The 14,870-nt window shown below is 68.1% G+C and carries 19 protein-coding genes; 14 read left to right on the top strand and 5 right to left on the bottom strand.

Features of this window, described 5'->3' with window-relative positions:
* Positions 1-7 precede the first annotated feature (7 nt).
* From nadD to rlmH, 3 genes are read left to right on the top strand one after another with little or no spacing between them, the layout of a single operon-like run.
* Complete coding sequence (gene nadD, locus ED208_RS01625) at positions 8-673, top strand: nicotinate-nucleotide adenylyltransferase (RefSeq protein WP_123210105.1); 666 nt, start codon at positions 8-10, stop codon at positions 671-673.
* Positions 673-1,305 (top strand): ribosome silencing factor, encoded by a 633-nt coding sequence (rsfS, locus tag ED208_RS17855; protein ID WP_123210104.1) that lies wholly within the window; start codon positions 673-675, stop codon positions 1,303-1,305. Before nadD ends, rsfS begins: the two co-directional genes overlap by 1 nt.
* 21 nt (positions 1,306-1,326) lie before the next feature.
* Positions 1,327-1,797 (top strand): 23S rRNA (pseudouridine(1915)-N(3))-methyltransferase RlmH, encoded by a 471-nt coding sequence (rlmH, locus tag ED208_RS01615; protein WP_123210103.1) that lies wholly within the window; start codon positions 1,327-1,329, stop codon positions 1,795-1,797.
* 15 nt (positions 1,798-1,812) lie between these two features.
* Here the strand turns inward: rlmH and argB are convergent, their stop codons facing one another.
* The 3 genes from argB to coaBC form a co-directional block, all read right to left on the bottom strand.
* Positions 1,813-2,691, bottom strand: a complete 879-nt coding sequence (argB, locus tag ED208_RS01610; protein ID WP_366512200.1) for an acetylglutamate kinase — start codon at positions 2,689-2,691, stop codon at positions 1,813-1,815.
* A 131-nt stretch (positions 2,692-2,822) separates the two neighbouring features.
* A complete protein-coding gene (gene dut / locus ED208_RS01605) occupies positions 2,823-3,278 on the bottom strand; it encodes a dUTP diphosphatase (protein WP_123210102.1) in 456 nt (151 codons plus the stop codon).
* Between the two features lie 31 nt (positions 3,279-3,309).
* The gene (coaBC, locus tag ED208_RS01600; protein WP_123210679.1) at positions 3,310-4,515 is read right to left on the bottom strand and encodes a bifunctional phosphopantothenoylcysteine decarboxylase/phosphopantothenate--cysteine ligase CoaBC; all 1,206 of its coding nucleotides are present in this window, start codon (positions 4,513-4,515) and stop codon (positions 3,310-3,312) included.
* A 70-nt stretch (positions 4,516-4,585) separates the two neighbouring features.
* On the opposite strand from coaBC, the gene ED208_RS01595 reads away from it, so the two are divergent.
* The 10 genes from ED208_RS01595 (at position 4,586) to mtnC (ending at position 12,793) form a co-directional block, all read left to right on the top strand.
* A complete protein-coding gene (locus ED208_RS01595; protein ID WP_123210101.1) occupies positions 4,586-5,170 on the top strand; it encodes a LemA family protein in 585 nt (194 codons plus the stop codon).
* 30 nt (positions 5,171-5,200) lie between these two features.
* Positions 5,201-7,102 (top strand): M48 family metalloprotease, encoded by a 1,902-nt coding sequence (locus ED208_RS01590; RefSeq protein ID WP_123210100.1) that lies wholly within the window; start codon positions 5,201-5,203, stop codon positions 7,100-7,102.
* Complete coding sequence (radC, locus tag ED208_RS01585; RefSeq protein ID WP_123210099.1) at positions 7,099-7,773, top strand: RadC family protein; 675 nt, start codon at positions 7,099-7,101, stop codon at positions 7,771-7,773. Before ED208_RS01590 ends, radC begins: the two co-directional genes overlap by 4 nt.
* Before the next feature lie 117 nt (positions 7,774-7,890).
* Positions 7,891-8,130: a 50S ribosomal protein L28 gene (gene rpmB, locus ED208_RS01580; protein ID WP_123210098.1), complete on the top strand. Its 240-nt coding sequence runs from the start codon at positions 7,891-7,893 to the stop codon at positions 8,128-8,130.
* Between the two features lie 12 nt (positions 8,131-8,142).
* Positions 8,143-8,316 carry a 50S ribosomal protein L33 gene (gene rpmG, locus ED208_RS01575; RefSeq protein ID WP_123210097.1) on the top strand — a complete coding sequence of 58 codons (174 nt, stop codon included), beginning with the start codon at positions 8,143-8,145 and terminating at the stop codon, positions 8,314-8,316.
* A gap of 106 nt (positions 8,317-8,422) precedes the next feature.
* Complete coding sequence (mgtE, locus tag ED208_RS01570) at positions 8,423-9,868, top strand: magnesium transporter (protein WP_123210096.1); 1,446 nt, start codon at positions 8,423-8,425, stop codon at positions 9,866-9,868.
* A 66-nt stretch (positions 9,869-9,934) separates the two neighbouring features.
* Positions 9,935-10,756: a prohibitin family protein gene (locus ED208_RS01565; RefSeq protein ID WP_123210095.1), complete on the top strand. Its 822-nt coding sequence runs from the start codon at positions 9,935-9,937 to the stop codon at positions 10,754-10,756.
* Between the two features lie 61 nt (positions 10,757-10,817).
* The gene (locus tag ED208_RS01560; protein WP_123210094.1) at positions 10,818-11,429 is read left to right on the top strand and encodes a methylthioribulose 1-phosphate dehydratase; all 612 of its coding nucleotides are present in this window, start codon (positions 10,818-10,820) and stop codon (positions 11,427-11,429) included.
* The gene (locus ED208_RS01555; protein ID WP_233574741.1) at positions 11,426-11,980 is read left to right on the top strand and encodes a 1,2-dihydroxy-3-keto-5-methylthiopentene dioxygenase; all 555 of its coding nucleotides are present in this window, start codon (positions 11,426-11,428) and stop codon (positions 11,978-11,980) included. Before ED208_RS01560 ends, ED208_RS01555 begins: the two co-directional genes overlap by 4 nt.
* 138 nt (positions 11,981-12,118) lie before the next feature.
* Positions 12,119-12,793, top strand: coding sequence for an acireductone synthase (mtnC, locus tag ED208_RS01550; RefSeq protein ID WP_123210092.1), 675 nt, complete (start codon positions 12,119-12,121; stop codon positions 12,791-12,793).
* Between the two features lie 28 nt (positions 12,794-12,821).
* Here mtnC and ED208_RS01545 read toward each other — a convergent pair whose 3' ends face one another.
* Both ED208_RS01545 and cysQ read right to left on the bottom strand, forming a co-directional pair.
* Positions 12,822-13,391, bottom strand: a complete 570-nt coding sequence (locus ED208_RS01545) for a M15 family metallopeptidase (RefSeq protein WP_123210091.1) — start codon at positions 13,389-13,391, stop codon at positions 12,822-12,824.
* Positions 13,388-14,179 carry a 3'(2'),5'-bisphosphate nucleotidase CysQ gene (gene cysQ / locus ED208_RS01540; protein ID WP_123210090.1) on the bottom strand — a complete coding sequence of 264 codons (792 nt, stop codon included), beginning with the start codon at positions 14,177-14,179 and terminating at the stop codon, positions 13,388-13,390. Before cysQ ends, ED208_RS01545 begins: the two co-directional genes overlap by 4 nt.
* An 18-nt stretch (positions 14,180-14,197) precedes the next feature.
* Between cysQ and yrfG the strand changes: the two genes are divergently transcribed.
* A complete protein-coding gene (yrfG, locus tag ED208_RS01535; protein ID WP_123210089.1) occupies positions 14,198-14,863 on the top strand; it encodes a GMP/IMP nucleotidase in 666 nt (221 codons plus the stop codon).
* The last annotated feature ends 7 nt before the right edge of the window (positions 14,864-14,870 follow it).

The raw sequence follows: 14,870 nt of genomic DNA, 5'->3' as shown, positions 1-14,870 counted from the left end.
CCGCCGCGTGGCTATCGCTCCCATCGGCATCTTCGGCGGCGCCTTCGCGCCCTTCCACAACGGTCATCTGCGTCTGGCGCTGGAGGCGATGGATCGCCTGCAGCTCTCGCAGGTGCGGCTGATCCCCACCGCCCACCCGGCGCACCGGCCGGATTCGCGGGTGTCGCCGCAGAAGCGCTTGGAATGGGTGCGGCGCGCGGTGGCCAAGGAAAAGGGCCTGATCGCCGATGACCGCGAGATCAAGCGCGAAGGCCCCAGCTACACCATCGACACGCTCGCCGAGCTGAAGAAATGGCGGCCGCGCACGCCGCTGGTGCTGCTGCTGGGCGCCGACGCCTTCGCGCATTTCCACACCTGGCACCGCTGGCGCGAGATTCTCGACCTTGCCCATCTGGCGGTGGTGTCTCGCCCTGGTTCGGCGCTGCTGCCACCGGTGGAGGCCGACATCCTCGCCGAGCGCCATGCCGATAGCGTCGAGGCGCTGCGCGCGGTGCCGGCCGGTCTTTGGCTGGAGCTGCCGCTGCCGCTGCTGGAAATCTCGTCTTCCCGCATCCGCCGCCTGCTGCGCACCGGTCACTCGGTGCGCGGGCTGGTGCCCGACGCCATTCTCGACGCGCTGACCCCGCAGGATCTGCAAGCCCTCACCGACCAGGACGACCAATCCAAACACTGATGAATACCAACCAGCTCACCAAGCTCGCCGTCGGCGCCCTCGAAGACGTCAAGGGTGTCGACATCCAGGTGATTGATGTCAGCGGCCTGACCAGTGTCACCGATCATCTGGTGATCGCCACCGGCACCTCCAGCCGCCACGTCAAGGCGCTTGCCGACAGCGTCATCGAGAAGGCGCTGGAAGCCGGCGTGCGGCCGTTGTCCTCGCAGGGGCTGGAGCAGGGCGAGTGGGCGCTGGTGGATCTCAACGGGGTGGTGGTCCACACCCTGCAAGCCTCGGCGCGTGCCCACTACCAGTTGGAAAAGCTCTGGGATCTGGGCCAGCCCAAGCCGGTGCTCGACGAACCCAAGCCGGCGAAGGCCAAGGTCAAGAGCAAGGCCAAAGCGCCGGTCAAGAAAGCGGCTGTGAAAAAGGCAGTGCCGGCCAGGAAGGCCGTCGCTCCCCAGAAATCGGCCCCGGCCAAGAAAGCCGCGCCAGTCACCAAGACCGCCGCCAGCAAGTCGGCCGCCAAATCCGCTGCCAAGTCCGCTCCGAAACCGCTGAGCAAGCTGGTCGCGAAGAAAGCCGCCGTGAAGAAGCCTGCTGCCAAGAAAGCAGTCGCCAAGAAGCCTGCGGCGAAGAAAGCGCGCTAGCGTCGGCCGGCGGCGAAAGGCATGAAGCTGCGCCTGATCGCCGTCGGGACCCGCATGCCGGGCTGGGTGGAAGAAGCCTTCGCCGACTACAGCCGCCGCCTGCCGCCGGAATACGGCTTCGCCCTGAGCGAGATCGCGGTGACGCCGCGTGGCAAGAACCCCGACCTGGCGCGGCTCAAGCGCGACGAGGGCGAAAAAATCCTCAAGGCGCTGCCGCGCGAGGTGCGGCTGGTGACGCTGGACGAGCGCGGCGGCCAATGGACCACCGAGCAACTGGCGCTACGCCTGCAACGCTGGCAGCAGGACGGCCGCGATGTCGCGCTGGCCATCGGCGGCCCGGACGGCCATGCGCCGGAAGTGCTGGCCCGCGCCGAGGAAAGCTGGGGTCTGTCGAAGCTGGTGCTGCCGCACGCGCTGGTGCGGGTGCTGGTCGTCGAGGCCCTGTACCGGGCCTGGAGCCTGAACGCCAATCACCCCTACCACCGCGCCTGAGCGCGCGCGGGCGACTCAGTGCGCCTTGATGAGGGTGCCGATGCCGTCGTTGGTGAACAGCTCCAGCAGCACCGAGTGGTCCAGCTCGCCGTTGATGATGACGGCGGTCTTCACGCCCGAGTTCACCGCGTCGAGCGCGCACTGGATCTTCGGCAGCATGCCGCCGTAGATGGTGCCGTCGGCGATCAGCGCCTGCACCTGTGGCACGGTGAGGCCGGTGAGCACATTGCCTTCCTTGTCCTTCACGCCCATCACGTTGGTGAGCAGCATCAGCTTCTCGGCCTTGAGCACGCTGGCGAGCTTGCCGGCGACCAGATCGGCGTTGATGTTGTAGGCCTCGCCCTCGCTGCCGACGCCCACCGGCGCGATCACCGGGATGAAGCCGCCGGCTTCGAGGTGGGTGACCACGCGCGGGTCGATGGAGTCCACCTCGCCGACCTGGCCGAGGTCCTGGCCCTTGATGGTGAGCTTCTTGGCGCGGATCAGGCCGCCGTCCTTGCCGGTGAGGCCCACCGCCTGGCCGCCCTGCTGGTTGATGGCGGCGACGATGGCCTTGTTGACCAGGCCGCCGAGCATCATCTCGACCACGTCCATGGTCTCGCCATCGGTGACCCGCATGCCCTCGATGAACTCGCTCTTCTTGCCGAGCTTCTCCAGGTGTCCGCCGATCTGCGGGCCGCCGCCGTGCACCACCACCGGATTCATGCCCACGCGCTTCATCAGCACGATGTCGCGCGCGAAGGACTGGATCATGTCGTCGCCCTTCATGGCGTTGCCGCCGTACTTGACCACGAAGGTCTTGCCGGAGAAGCGCCGGATGTAGGGCAGCGCCTCGGTCAGGACCCGGGCGATGTTCTGGGCGTTGCTGATGTCGATGGGCATTTGCTTGCGGATGTTGCTGACATGGAGCAGTCCGTCCCGGGCCATGGATGCCTCACAGGGTGACGACGATGGCCGGCGTTCTACGCTGCGAGGATCAATGCGGGGTGAAGGTTCTGCGACGGAATGATGACGGAGTGTGACGCTCAGGCGCGGCCGGTGGAGCCGAAGCCGCCGCTGCCACGGTCGGAAACCGCGTGGAATTCGCTCACCACCTCGAACGCCGCCTGCACCACCGGCACCAGCACCAGTTGCGCGATGCGCTCGCCGGGCTGGATCACAAAGGGGGCGGTGCCGGGCGGATTGCGGTTCCAGCAGCTCACCATCAGCTCGCCCTGGTAGTCGGAGTCGATCAGGCCGACCAGGTTGCCGAGCACGATGCCGCTCTTATGGCCGAGGCCGGAGCGCGGCAGGATCACCGCCGCCAGACCGGCGTCGCCGATAAAGATCGACAACCCGGTCTTGATCAAGGTGGTCTGCCCCGGCGCCAGCTCCAGCGGCGCGTCGAGGATGGCGCGCAGGTCCAGGCCGGCGGAGCCGGGCGTGGCGTAGGCGGGTTGCGCGGCGCGCGGGTCGAGAATCTTGAGCTGGATGTTCTTCATGGTCAGCGCGGGTAAGGCGCGGGTTAAGGGGTTAGCGGGCCTGGTAGAGCGAGACGATGCGGTCCACCAGTTGCCGGGCGACCTCGGCCTTGCTGGCAGCGGGGATTTCCTGCTCCCCCTCCGGCCAGTAGAGCTGCAAGGCGTTGTCCTCGGTGTCGAAGGCCTTGCCGTTGCCGACCCAGTTGGCGGCGATCAGGTTGAGCTTCTTGTTGCTGAGCTTGCCGCGCGCGTGCTCGGCGAGCTTCTCGGTTTCCGCCGCGAAGCCCACCATGAACAGCCCGGGCTGGGCGGCGCGCACGGTGGCGAGGATGTCGGGATTCTTGCTCAGCACCAGGGTCAGCGACTCGCCGGTCTTCTTGATCTTCTCGCCGGCGACCTCGCTGGCGCGGTAGTCGGCCACCGCAGCGGCGCCGACGAAGATCTGCGCCTCGGCGGCGGCGGCCAGGCTCAGGCCCAGCATCTGCTCGGCACTTTCGACATCGATGCGGGTGACGCCGCGCGGCGTCGCCAACTGGGTGGGGCCGGAGATCAGCGTCACCCGCGCGCCGCGCGCGGCGAGCGCCTCGGCCACCGCGTAGCCCTGCTTGCCGGAAGAGCGGTTGGTGAGGAAGCGCACCGGGTCCAGCGGCTCGCGGGTGGGGCCGGCGGTTACCACCGCGTGCAGGCCGGCGAGATCGGCGGGCGCGGCGGCGCCGGTCTGCGCGACCACCGCTTCGAAGATCTGCTCGGGCTCCCACATGCGGCCTTCGCCGGTCTCGCCGCAGGCCTGGGCGCCGGCGCCGGGGCCGAGCAGGCGCAGGCCGCGCTGCCGGAGCACGGCAATATTGGCCTGGGTGGCGGCGTTGGCCCACATCAGGCGGTTCATCGCCGGTGCCGCGAAGATCGGCTTGTCGGTGGCCAGGCAGAGCGTCGAGAGCAGGTCGTCGGCCAGACCCTGGGCCAGCTTCGCCAGGCTGTTGGCCGAGGCCGGCGCAATCAGGATCGCGTCCGGCCAGCGTGCCAGCTCGATGTGGCCCATGGCCGCTTCGTGCTGGGGGTCGAACAGCGCGCCGCGCGTCTCCCGGCCAGTGAGCGCCTGGAAGGTCAGCGGGGTGACGAACTCGCTGGCGTGGGCGGTCATCACCACCTGCACCTGCCAGCCGGCCTTGACGAACAGGCGCGTCAGTTCCGCCGCCTTGTAGGCGGCGATGCCGCCGGTGACGCCGAGCAGCAGCTTGCGAGGAGTAGCTGTAGTCATGACGCGCATTGTAAGGCCCGCTATGCTCGACGCTGGGTCGCCTCGACATCTGGATCAAAGGGAGCGTGCGATGTCCGCTGTCATCTTTCTGCTGGTGCTGGGTCTGCTGGCGTTTTTCCTGATCGGCGTCTACAACGGGCTGGTGACGCTGCGCAACGGCTACAAGAACGCCTTCGCGCAGATCGACGTGCAACTCCAGCGCCGGCACGACCTGATCCCCAACCTGGTGGAAACGGCCAAGGCCTACCTTGGCCACGAGCGCGGCACGCTGGAAGCGGTGATCGCCGCGCGCGGTGGCGCGCTGAGCGCGCTCAAGGCGGCGCAGGCCAATCCCGGCGATCCAGCGGCGATGCGCCAGTTGTCCAGCGCCGAGGGCCTGCTCGGCGGCGCTCTGGGCCGGTTCACCGCCACCGTCGAGGCTTATCCGGAACTCAAGGCCAGCGCCAACATGCAGCAGCTCAGCGAGGAGCTGGCGTCCACCGAGAACCGCATCGCCTTCGCCCGCCAGGCCTATAACGACGGCGTGCTGAGCTACAACAACAAGCGCGAGGTGTTCCCCAACAACTTCGTCGCCGGCCTGTTCGGCTTTGCTGCGGCGCAATCGTTGGAGCTGGAGACGCCAGAAGCAAGGCAGGCGCCGAAAGTCAGCTTCTGACCTCGGTAGGCGGTTCGTGTCGCTACGGCGATGAACTTCTTCGAGCACCAGGCGCGGGCCCGCGCGCAGTCGCGCTGGATGCTCTGCGCCTTCGTGGTGGCGGTGCTGATCGTCGCCGTGCTGGTCGGTGGCGTACTGGCACTCACGGTCTCGGCGGCCAGCAGCCAGGATCTCTTCTACGCCGACCTGCGCCTGCCGACGCCGGCGCTGGTGGCGGCCGGCGCGCTGCTGGTGCTGTTGGTCATCAGCCTTGCCAGCCTGTTCAAGATCAGCCAGCTGCGGGCCGGCGGCGGCGCGGTCGCGCAGTCGCTGGGCGGCGTGCGGGTGGACCCAGGCACCCGCGACCCGCGCCTGCGGCGGCTGCGCAACGTGGTGGAGGAGATCGCCATCGCCTCCGGCCTGCCGGTGCCGGAGGTCTATGTGCTGGAACAGGAGTCCGGCATCAACGCCTTCGCTGCGGGCTATGCGCCGGCCGATGCCGCCATCGCGGTGACCCGAGGCAGTCTGGAAAAACTCAACCGCGACGAATTGCAGGGCGTGATCGCCCACGAGTTCAGCCATGTGCTGAACGGCGACATGCGGCTCAACATCCGCTTGATGGGCCTGGTGTTCGGCCTGCTGGTGATCCATGTGATCGGCCGTGAGCTGCTGGAGTCGACGCCGCGCGGCGGCAAGCGCGGCGGCACGCTGACGGTGCTGGGTGGCGGGCTGATGGCGGCCGGCGCGGTCGGGCTGCTGTTCGGGCGGCTGATCAAGGCGCGCATCTCGCGGCAGCGCGAATTCCTGGCCGATGCCTCGGCGGTGCAGTTCACCCGCCAGACCCTCGGACTGGCGACGGCGCTGAAAAAAATTGCCGGCTACGACCTTGGTTCGCAGCTTTCCAATGGTCGTGGCGAACAGGTCAGCCACATGCTGTTCGGCGACGGTTTCGGTCTGCACTGGCTGTTCGCCACCCATCCGCCGGTGCTGGCGCGCATCCGCCGCCTGGAGCCCGGCTTCAGGCCGGAGGCGCTGCGCGCAGTCGCGGAGCAGGTCAACGATCCCGGCTATTACGTTTCCGAGCAGGACGAGCTGCCGGTCTCGCGGCTGCAAGCCGGCGGCGGCTCCTTGAGCCCGGAGCAGGTGATCGCCCAGGTCGCCCATCCCGGCGCCGACGACTACCGCTACGCCGAGCAATTGCACGCCACCCTGCCGCCGGAACTGGCCGCCGGCGTGCAAGAGGCATCGGAAGCGCCGGCGCTGCTGCTGGCGCTGTTGCTGCACGGCCGCGACGACGCGCTGGCCGCCGAGCAACTGCGGCTGATCGCCGCCCAGCTCGGGGAGCCGACCGCGATCAAGGCGCGCTACTGGCGCGAGCGCCAGGCCAATCTGCATCCGGCCCAGCGCTTGCCGCTGGCGGCGCTGGCCTTCCCGCTGTTGCGCCGCCAGCCGGTGCTGGAGCTGAAACGCACCATGGCGGTGATCGCGGCGGTGAGCCAGGCCGACGGTCGGGTCTGCGCCTTCGAGTTCGTGCTCGGCCGGATGCTGCGCATGCAGCTTGCCGACCTGCTGGCGCCGCCGCAGGTGCACGAAAGCGGTCGCCGCCGGCTTGCTGGCAGCGAGGACGCGGTGTCCAGCCTGCTGGCGGCGATGGCCGAGGCCGGCAATGCCGAACCCGAGGCGGCGCGGCGTGCCTACGCCGAGGGCTGGAGTCATCTCTACCCACGCCAGGCGCGCCGCTATCCCGGCGCGGTGGCCTGGCCGGTGCTGGATGCCGCGCTGGATGCCCTGGATGAACTGGCTGCCCCGGCCAAGCAGTTGCTGGTGGAGGCCCTGGTGCTCACCCTGGCCCACAACGGCCGGGTCAGCGTCGGCGAAGTGGAACTGCTGCGGGTGGCCTGTGCCAGCCTGCACTGCCCGCTGCCGCCAGGACTGGCGGGCGGCGGCGGATGAGCATCCGCGACTGGCCGGAAGGCGAGCGTCCGCGCGAAAAACTGCTGGCGCGCGGTGCCGCCGGCCTGTCCGATGCCGAACTGCTGGCGATCTTCCTGCGTACCGGCCTGCCGGGGCTGAGCGCGGTCGATCTGGCCCGCGAGCTGCTGGCCCGGTTTGGCGGCCTGCGCGGTTTGCTGGGCGCCGAGCGCGCCGCCTTCTGCGTCGCCAAGGGGCTGGGCGAGGCCAAGTACGCGCAGTTGCAGGCGGTGCTGGAGCTGGCGCGCCGCCACCTCGGCGAGACCCTGGCCGAGCGCGACCTGCTGCGCGAGCCGGCGCTGGTGCGCAGCTACCTGGCCAGCCGTCTGCGCGACCGCGACCGTGAGCTGTTCTGCGGTCTGTTCCTGGATGCCCAGAACCGCCTGCTCGCCTGCGAACTGCTGGCCGAGGGCACGCTCAGCGAGGCGAGCGTCTACCCGCGCGAGGTGGTGAAGGCGGCGCTGCGGCTGGGCGCGGCCTCGGTGATCTTTGCTCACAATCATCCTTCCGGAACGCCCGATCCCAGCGAAGCGGATCGCCGGCTCACCGAGCGCTTGCGGCAGGCGCTGGCCACCATCGAGGTGCGGGTGCTGGATCACTTCGTGGTGGGCGAGGGCGCGCCCCTGTCGTTCGCCGAACGCGGGCTCCTCTAGCCGTCGGCGACGGGCGCTTGCTTAATCTTTGGCCGGCCGGCATACTTCGCGCCCTTTTTGTCAGGTTTCCGCATTCGCGGGAGCCTGGATAACCCCTCCCGTAGAGGTCTTTCAGCCATGTCCCGAGTCTGCCAAGTCACTGGCAAGAAGCCGATGGTGGGAAACACCGTTTCCCACTCCAACGTCAAGAAGAAGACCCGCTTCCTGCCCAACCTGCACACGCACCGGTTCTGGGTTGAGAGCGAAAAGCGCTTCGTGAAGCTGCGCGTGTCCAACCACGGCCTGCGCATCATCGACAAGCAGGGCATCGAGCCGGTGCTCGCTGACCTCCGCGCCCGCGGCGAAGTGGCCAAGTAAGGAGATCGAGCAATGGCTGGCAAGAAGAAGGACAACGAGAAGATCAAGCTCGTCTCCACCGAAGGCACCGGTTACTACTACACGACCAAGAAGAACCGCAAGAACACGCCCGAGAAGTTCGAGTTCAAGAAGTACGACCCGGTCGTGCGCAAGCACGTCGTGTTCAAGGAAGCCAAGATCAAGTGATCTCGCGCCTCGGCGCGAAATCATTCCCGCGAAGGCGGGGATCCAGTTTTCCGAAAGGCCCGCTCCATGCGGGCTTTTTCATTTTTCCGGGCTACCATTCGCGGCCATGAGCGAATCCCAGGAACGCCTCCATCACCGCCACCTCGAGCAGGCGCGCGAGCAGATCATTGATCTGCTGACGCGCCAGGCGGTCGAGCGGGAGCTGGTGAGTCGCTCCGAGGGCAACAGCCGCCAGGACGTGGTGGCGCAGTTGGTTGCCCGCCAGCAACAGGCGCAACTGGAGCAGAAGCTCGCCCAGCTTCACCCGGCCGACGTCGCCTTCATCCTCGAAAGCCTGCCGCCCGATGCCCGCGAGGCGGCCTGGGGACTGGTGCGGCCGGAGCGGCGCGGTGCCGTGCTGCTGGAGATCAACGAGGCGGTGCTGCGGGCCCTGCTCGGCGACATGCGGCCGGAGGAGATCGCGGCGGTGGTCCGCCACCTCGACTCCGACGACATCGCCGAACTGCTCACCGAGCTGCCCGAGGAGCTGAGCCAGGAGGTGCTGGTACGCCTGGACCGGGACGACCAGGCCGAGGTGCGCTCGGTGCTGTCCTTCCCGGAGAACAGCGTCGGCTCGATGATGGACCTCGACTTCCTGTCGGTGCGCGAGGACGCCTCCCTGGAGGCGGTGCTGCGCCTGCTGCGCCGGCAGAAATCGCTGCCGCCGGAAATCAACCAGCTGATCGTCATGGATCGCGGTGGTCACCTGCGCGGGGTGCTGTCGCTGGAGCAGTTGCTGCTCTCGGAGCCGGAGCGGGAGGTCAAGGACGTGATGACCGCCGATCCAACGTATTTCTATACCGGCGATGCCATCGCCGACGCGGTCACCGCCTTCGAGAAATACGACCTCATCTCCGCGCCGGTGGTGAATCTGCACAAGCAGGTGGTGGGGCGCATCACCGTCGATGCGGTGGTCGACGCCATCAACGAGCGCGCCCAGAGCGAGAGCCTGCGCCAGGTCGGTCTGTCGGAGGAGGAAGACCTGTTCGCGCCGGCGATGGAAAGCGCCAAGAACCGCTGGCCCTGGCTGGCGCTCAATCTGCTCACCGCCTTCGTCGCCTCGCGGGTGATTGGCGCCTTCGAGGGCATCATCGTCCAGTTGGTGGCGCTCGCTGCGCTGATGCCGATGGTGGCCTCGATTGGCGGCAACACCGGCAACCAGACGGTGGCGCTGGTGATCCGTGGCTTGGCGCTCAACCAGCTCGGGCCGACGCAGTTGCGCAAGATGTTCAGCAAGGAATTCACCATCGCCACCGTCAACGGTTCGCTCTGGGGTTCGGTGCTGGGCCTGGCGACGCTGGCGCTGTATCACCAGTGGCCGCTGGCGCTGGTGATCGCCGCTGCCGTGCTGCTCAATCTCTGGGTGGCCGCCGCCGCCGGGGTGCTGATTCCGCTCACCCTGCAGCGCTTCGGCCGCGATCCGGTGATGGGTTCCTCGGTGCTGCTCACTGCCTGCACCGACAGCATGGGCTTTTTCATCTTCCTGGCCCTGGCGGCGGTGTTCCTGGTCTAGCCGATGGCCACCTTCGACGCCCGCTTCCGTCGTCTTGATCCTGCTGGTTCTGCCGGAGCTGTTCCCATGCGTACCTCGTTCATCAAGTGGATCGTGCTGGCCATCGCCGCGATCCTGTTCTTCGCGCGCTTCTCGCCGTTCTCGGTGGTGCCGGCCGGCCATCGCGGCGTGGTGACCCTGTTCGGCAAGGTCGATCCGCTGCCGCTGGACGAGGGCCTGCACCTGGTCAATCCGCTGTCGCAGGTGGTGAAGATCGACGTGCGGGTGGCGCGCGCCGACTCCGAGGGCGAGGCCGCCAGCCGCGATCTGCAGACGGTGCACACCGCCATCACGCTCAACTACCGCATCAATCCGGCGCTCACCGCCACGCTCTACCGGGATGTCGGCCCGGGTTTCGAGCAGAAGGTGATCGACCCGGCGGTGCAGGAGACCTTCAAGGCAGTCACCGCCAAGTACACCGCCGAAGAGCTCATCACCCGGCGTGAGGAAGTGCGCGGCAGCATCCGCGCGCTGCTCACCGAGAAGATCAACGCCCGCGCCGAAAATGCCCTGGCGCTGGACGAGGTGTCGATCACCAATTTCCGGTTTTCCGACCAGTTCCGCCAGGCCATCGAGTCCAAGCAGGAGGCCGAGCAGTTGGCGCTGAAGGCGCAGCGCGATCTGGAGCGCATCCAGATCGAGGCCAAGCAGCGCATCGCCACCGCCGAGGCCGAGGCGGCGAGCCTGCGTGCCCAGAAGCAGGAGATCACCCCCGACCTGCTCAAGCTGCGCGAGATCGAGGTGCAGAGCAAGGCCATCGACAAATGGAACGGCGTGCTGCCGCAGACCATGGCCGGCGGTGCATTGCCCTTCATCGGCCTGCAGCCGGGCGCGGATCGCCTGCGCTGAACGCTGCCGCCAAGCCCGCTTCATTGAAGCGCCATCGGCCTCGCCCTATCCTGCGCGCCCCATGAACGACTCCGTCCGCATCGCCGAACAGGCCCGCCAGATGATCGCGGCCGGAAACCTGTTCCATGCCCGTGGCTGGGTGCCGGCCACGGGCGGCAATTTTTCCGCGCGGCTGGACTCGGAGCGGGTGCTGATTACCGCCAGCGGCAATCACAAGGGCGAGCTGGCCGAGGCCGACTTCCTGATCGCCGACCTCGATGGCAAACCCCTGGAAGCCGGGCGCAAGGCCAGTTACGAGACCCTGCTGCACATGCAGATCTACCGCCGTCACGCCGACGCCGGCGCGGTGCTGCACACGCATTCCACTGCCAACACCGTGCTGTCGCGGCGGTATGCGCAAATCGTTCTAAGCAACTACGAATTGCTGAAAGTGCTACCCGGCGCGCCCGATCCGCAGTCCAATGTCGCGATCCCGGTGTTCGCCAACGACCAGGACATCGCCCGCTTGAGCGCGGTCGTCGATGCCCACATGGTGCAGGCGCCGACGACGCCGGCCTACCTGATCGCCGGCCACGGCCTCTACGCCTGGGGCGCCACAGTGGCGCAGGCGCGGCACCGGGTCGAGGCCATCGAATTCATGCTGGAATGCCATCTGCGGGAGGCCATGCTGTGACCACGTTGACCATCACCCCCGACCACCGTCCCGACCAGGTGCTGCTGCACAGCAGCGATTTCGCCACCATCCAGCGCGAGCTGGCGGCGGTCGGCGTGCCGATGGAGCGCTGGCGCGCCGACGCCCAACTGGCGCCGGACGCCGACCCGGCAACGGTGCTCAAGGCCTACGAGGGCTCGGTTGCCGCGCTCAATGCCAAGTACGGCTTCCAGTCGGTGGACGTGGTGTCCATGCACCCGGAGCACGAGCAGGCGCAGGCGGCGCGCGGCAAGTTTCTCGCCGAACACACGCACGCTGACTTCGAGATCCGCTTCTTCGTTGACGGTGCCGGCGTGTTCTACATCCGCACCGGCGGCAAGGTCTATCAGATCCTCTGCACCGCCGGCGATCTGATCGAGGTGCCGGCCGACACCACCCACTGGTTCGACATGGGGCCCAAGCCGCTGTTCAAGGCGATCCGCTTCTTCACCCGGCCGGACGGCTGGGTCGGCAATTTCACCGGCGATCCCATCGCCAAGAGCTTCCCCGAATACGCGGGAGCCGGAGTGTGACGATCCGCGCGATCCTGACCGACATCGAGGGGTGAGCCGGAGGAAGCTGGAGTGCCTTGAATGGCACTCCAGCCCGGCGAACGCCCGGACATGGATGTCCGGGCTGGACACAACGCCAAGGACGGCTCGGAGAATGCAATGATCAAAGCCATAGTGACTGATATCGAGGGCACCACCTCCTCGATCGACTTCGTCCACCAGACCCTGTTCCCCTACGCGAAGGCACACCTTCGCAGCTTTCTGCGCGCCCAGGCGCGGCGGCCGGAAGTGGCGGTGCAGGTCCACGCCGTCGCCGAGGCCGAAGGCCGGCAGCTCACCCTGGAAGACGCCGCCGACGTGCTGGAGCGCTGGATCGCCGAGGACCGCAAGGCAACGCCGCTCAAGGCTCTGCAGGGCATGATCTGGGCGCAGGGCTATGCCGCCGGTGAACTCGAGGGGCATGTCTACCCGGATACGCCGGACTACCTGCGGCGCTGGCATGCGCAGGGGCTGGGGCTTTACGTCTATTCCTCCGGTTCGGTGGAGGCGCAGCAACTGATCTTTGGCCACACCGCCTACGGTGATCTCACCCCGCTGTTCTCCGGCTATTTCGACACCCGCATCGGCGGCAAGCGGGAGGTGGCCTCCTACCGGCACATCGTCGCGGAGATTGGCCTGCCGGCTGGCGAAGTGCTGTTTCTCTCCGACATCGGCGAGGAGCTGGACGCCGCGCGCGAGGCCGGCCTGGCCACCACCCAGTTGCTGCGCGACGCCCAGGCCAAGGCCTTCCCGCAACACCCGTCGGCGCGGGATTTTTCCGAGGTGCGGGTCTAGACCTGGCGGTCGCGGGCAAGGCCCGCTCCTACATGGCGGGCTTGTTGGCGGCCGTGGACCCGACATGGAACCAGTGCCAGGGTTCGTAGAGATAGCCCTGGCGGTTGCCGCGCGGATACGACATCCGGAAGCCGTGCTCCGCCGCATGCCGGCGCAGCCAGTCGTAGGCGGGCGTGGTCTCGAAGGCCTCGTCGAGCGCCGCCGTCCCGGTGCAGCCGATGTCTACTGCGCGGCCGCTGTGGTGCTCGCTGTAGCCAGGCGGGGCGTTGATGCGCAGCACTTCCTCGGCGCTCAGGCCGCGCGCCAGCTTGGCGCGGATCAGCGCGGCCTGATAGTCGACGCTGCGAAAGCCGGAGATCAGTAGCAGTTCGACGCCATCGCCTGCCGCCGCCGCGCGCAGAGACCGCCAGGCGCGGGCAGCGCCGGGAGTCAGCAGCTTGTCGCGGCCGTCGGTGCCTAGGCCGACCGGCGTCAGCCGACGCGCCTCCGCAATCAGGCGCAGCGGGCGGTCGGCAAACAGGCTGGCTGGCAGGCCCAGCTCCGCCAACAGCGCTGCGATGCGCTCGCGGTAGGCCGTGCCGGCCTGCCGGCGGTTCATCCGAGCAGGGCGCGCCAGTCGACGCTGCGGTCGCCGACGGCGATGAACTCCGGATTGAGGATCGAGTCCTTGCCGTTGTAGCCCAGCGGCTGCAGGTCGGGCAGGCGCAGCACCGCGCCGCCGGCCACTTCCAGCACGCACTGGGCAGCGGCGGTATCCCATTCGCTGGTGGGTCCCAGGCGCGGATACAGGTCGGCGATACCTTCGGCGACGCGGCAGAACTTCAGCGAGGAACCGACGCCGTCGGCGTCGTGCGCCGGCGCCCGTGCCAGGAAGGTGTCCAGGCGCGGATCGCGGTGCGAGCGGCTGACCAGGAACACCGGGCGCGCCGGGAAGGGGCGGGTCTTCAGCGCGAGCCGTTCGCTGCACAGCCCCTTGTAGCTGCCCAGGCCGCGGGCGGCGCTGTAGGTGACGTCGAGCGCCGGCGCGTGGACCACGCCGAGCACCGGCTGGCCGGCTTCGATCAGCGCGATGTTGACGGTGAACTCGCCATTGCGCTTGATGAACTCGCGGGTGCCGTCGAGGGGGTCGATCAGCCAGTAGCAGGGCCAGCGCTGGCGCTCGGCGTGCGGCGGCAGCGGGCTCTCCTCGGAGATCAGCGGCACCTCCGGCGTCAGCGCCGCGAGGCCGGCGGCGATGCAGCGCTGGGCTGCGAGGTCGGCTTCGGTGAGCGGCGAATCGTCGCCCTTGCTCTGTACCGCGAAGTCGGATTGGTAGATGCGCGAAATCTCGCGGCCGGCATCCAGCGCGATGCGGGTGACGGCGTCCAGCAGGTCGTGGGTGTTCATGCCCGTATCATAGGCAGGATGAAAACCGAGCTCGTGGACTGGATGAGGGTTGACTGGGTGCTGCTGGATATGGATGGCACCCTGCTCGATCTCGCCTATGACAACTACTTCTGGCGCGAGCACGTGCCGCAGGCCTACGCGGCCGCCCAGGGTCTGAGCGTGGAAGCAGCGCGCGCCGCGCTGGAGCCGCACTTCACCGGTCTGCAGCACACGCTGCCCTGGTATTGCACCGACCATTGGAGTCGCCTCACCGGCCTCAACATGGCCGCGCTCAAGCGCGCCACCCGGGAGCGCATCCGCGCGCTGGAAGGCACTGAAGACTTTTTGAAGGCGCTGCGGGCTGCCGGCAAGCAGGTCTGGCTGGCCACCAATGCCCATCGCGATAGCTGGACGCTGAAGCTGGAACACACCGGCTTGACCGGCTATTTCGACCGCATCGTCTGCTCGCACGATTTCGGTGCGCCGAAGGAGTCGCCGGATTTCTGGAACGGCCTGATGGCCCGCCATCCGTTTCCGCGCGAGCAGGCGCTGTTCGTCGACGACAGCCTGCCGGTGCTGCGCGCGGCGCGCGCATTCGGCATCGGCCAGGTGCTGGCCATCGCCCATCCCGACAGCGGACAGCCGCCGCGCGAAATCATCGAGTTCCCGGCAGTCCAACGACTGCCGGAATTGCTGCCGCTATAAATCGCGG

The sequence above is a fragment of the Stagnimonas aquatica genome, from assembly GCF_003730135.1.
GTDB classification, from domain to species: domain Bacteria; phylum Pseudomonadota; class Gammaproteobacteria; order Nevskiales; family Nevskiaceae; genus Stagnimonas; species Stagnimonas aquatica.
The sequence above is the reverse complement of the archived record's forward strand: the minus strand, read 5'-3'. Positions and strand labels throughout refer to the sequence as shown.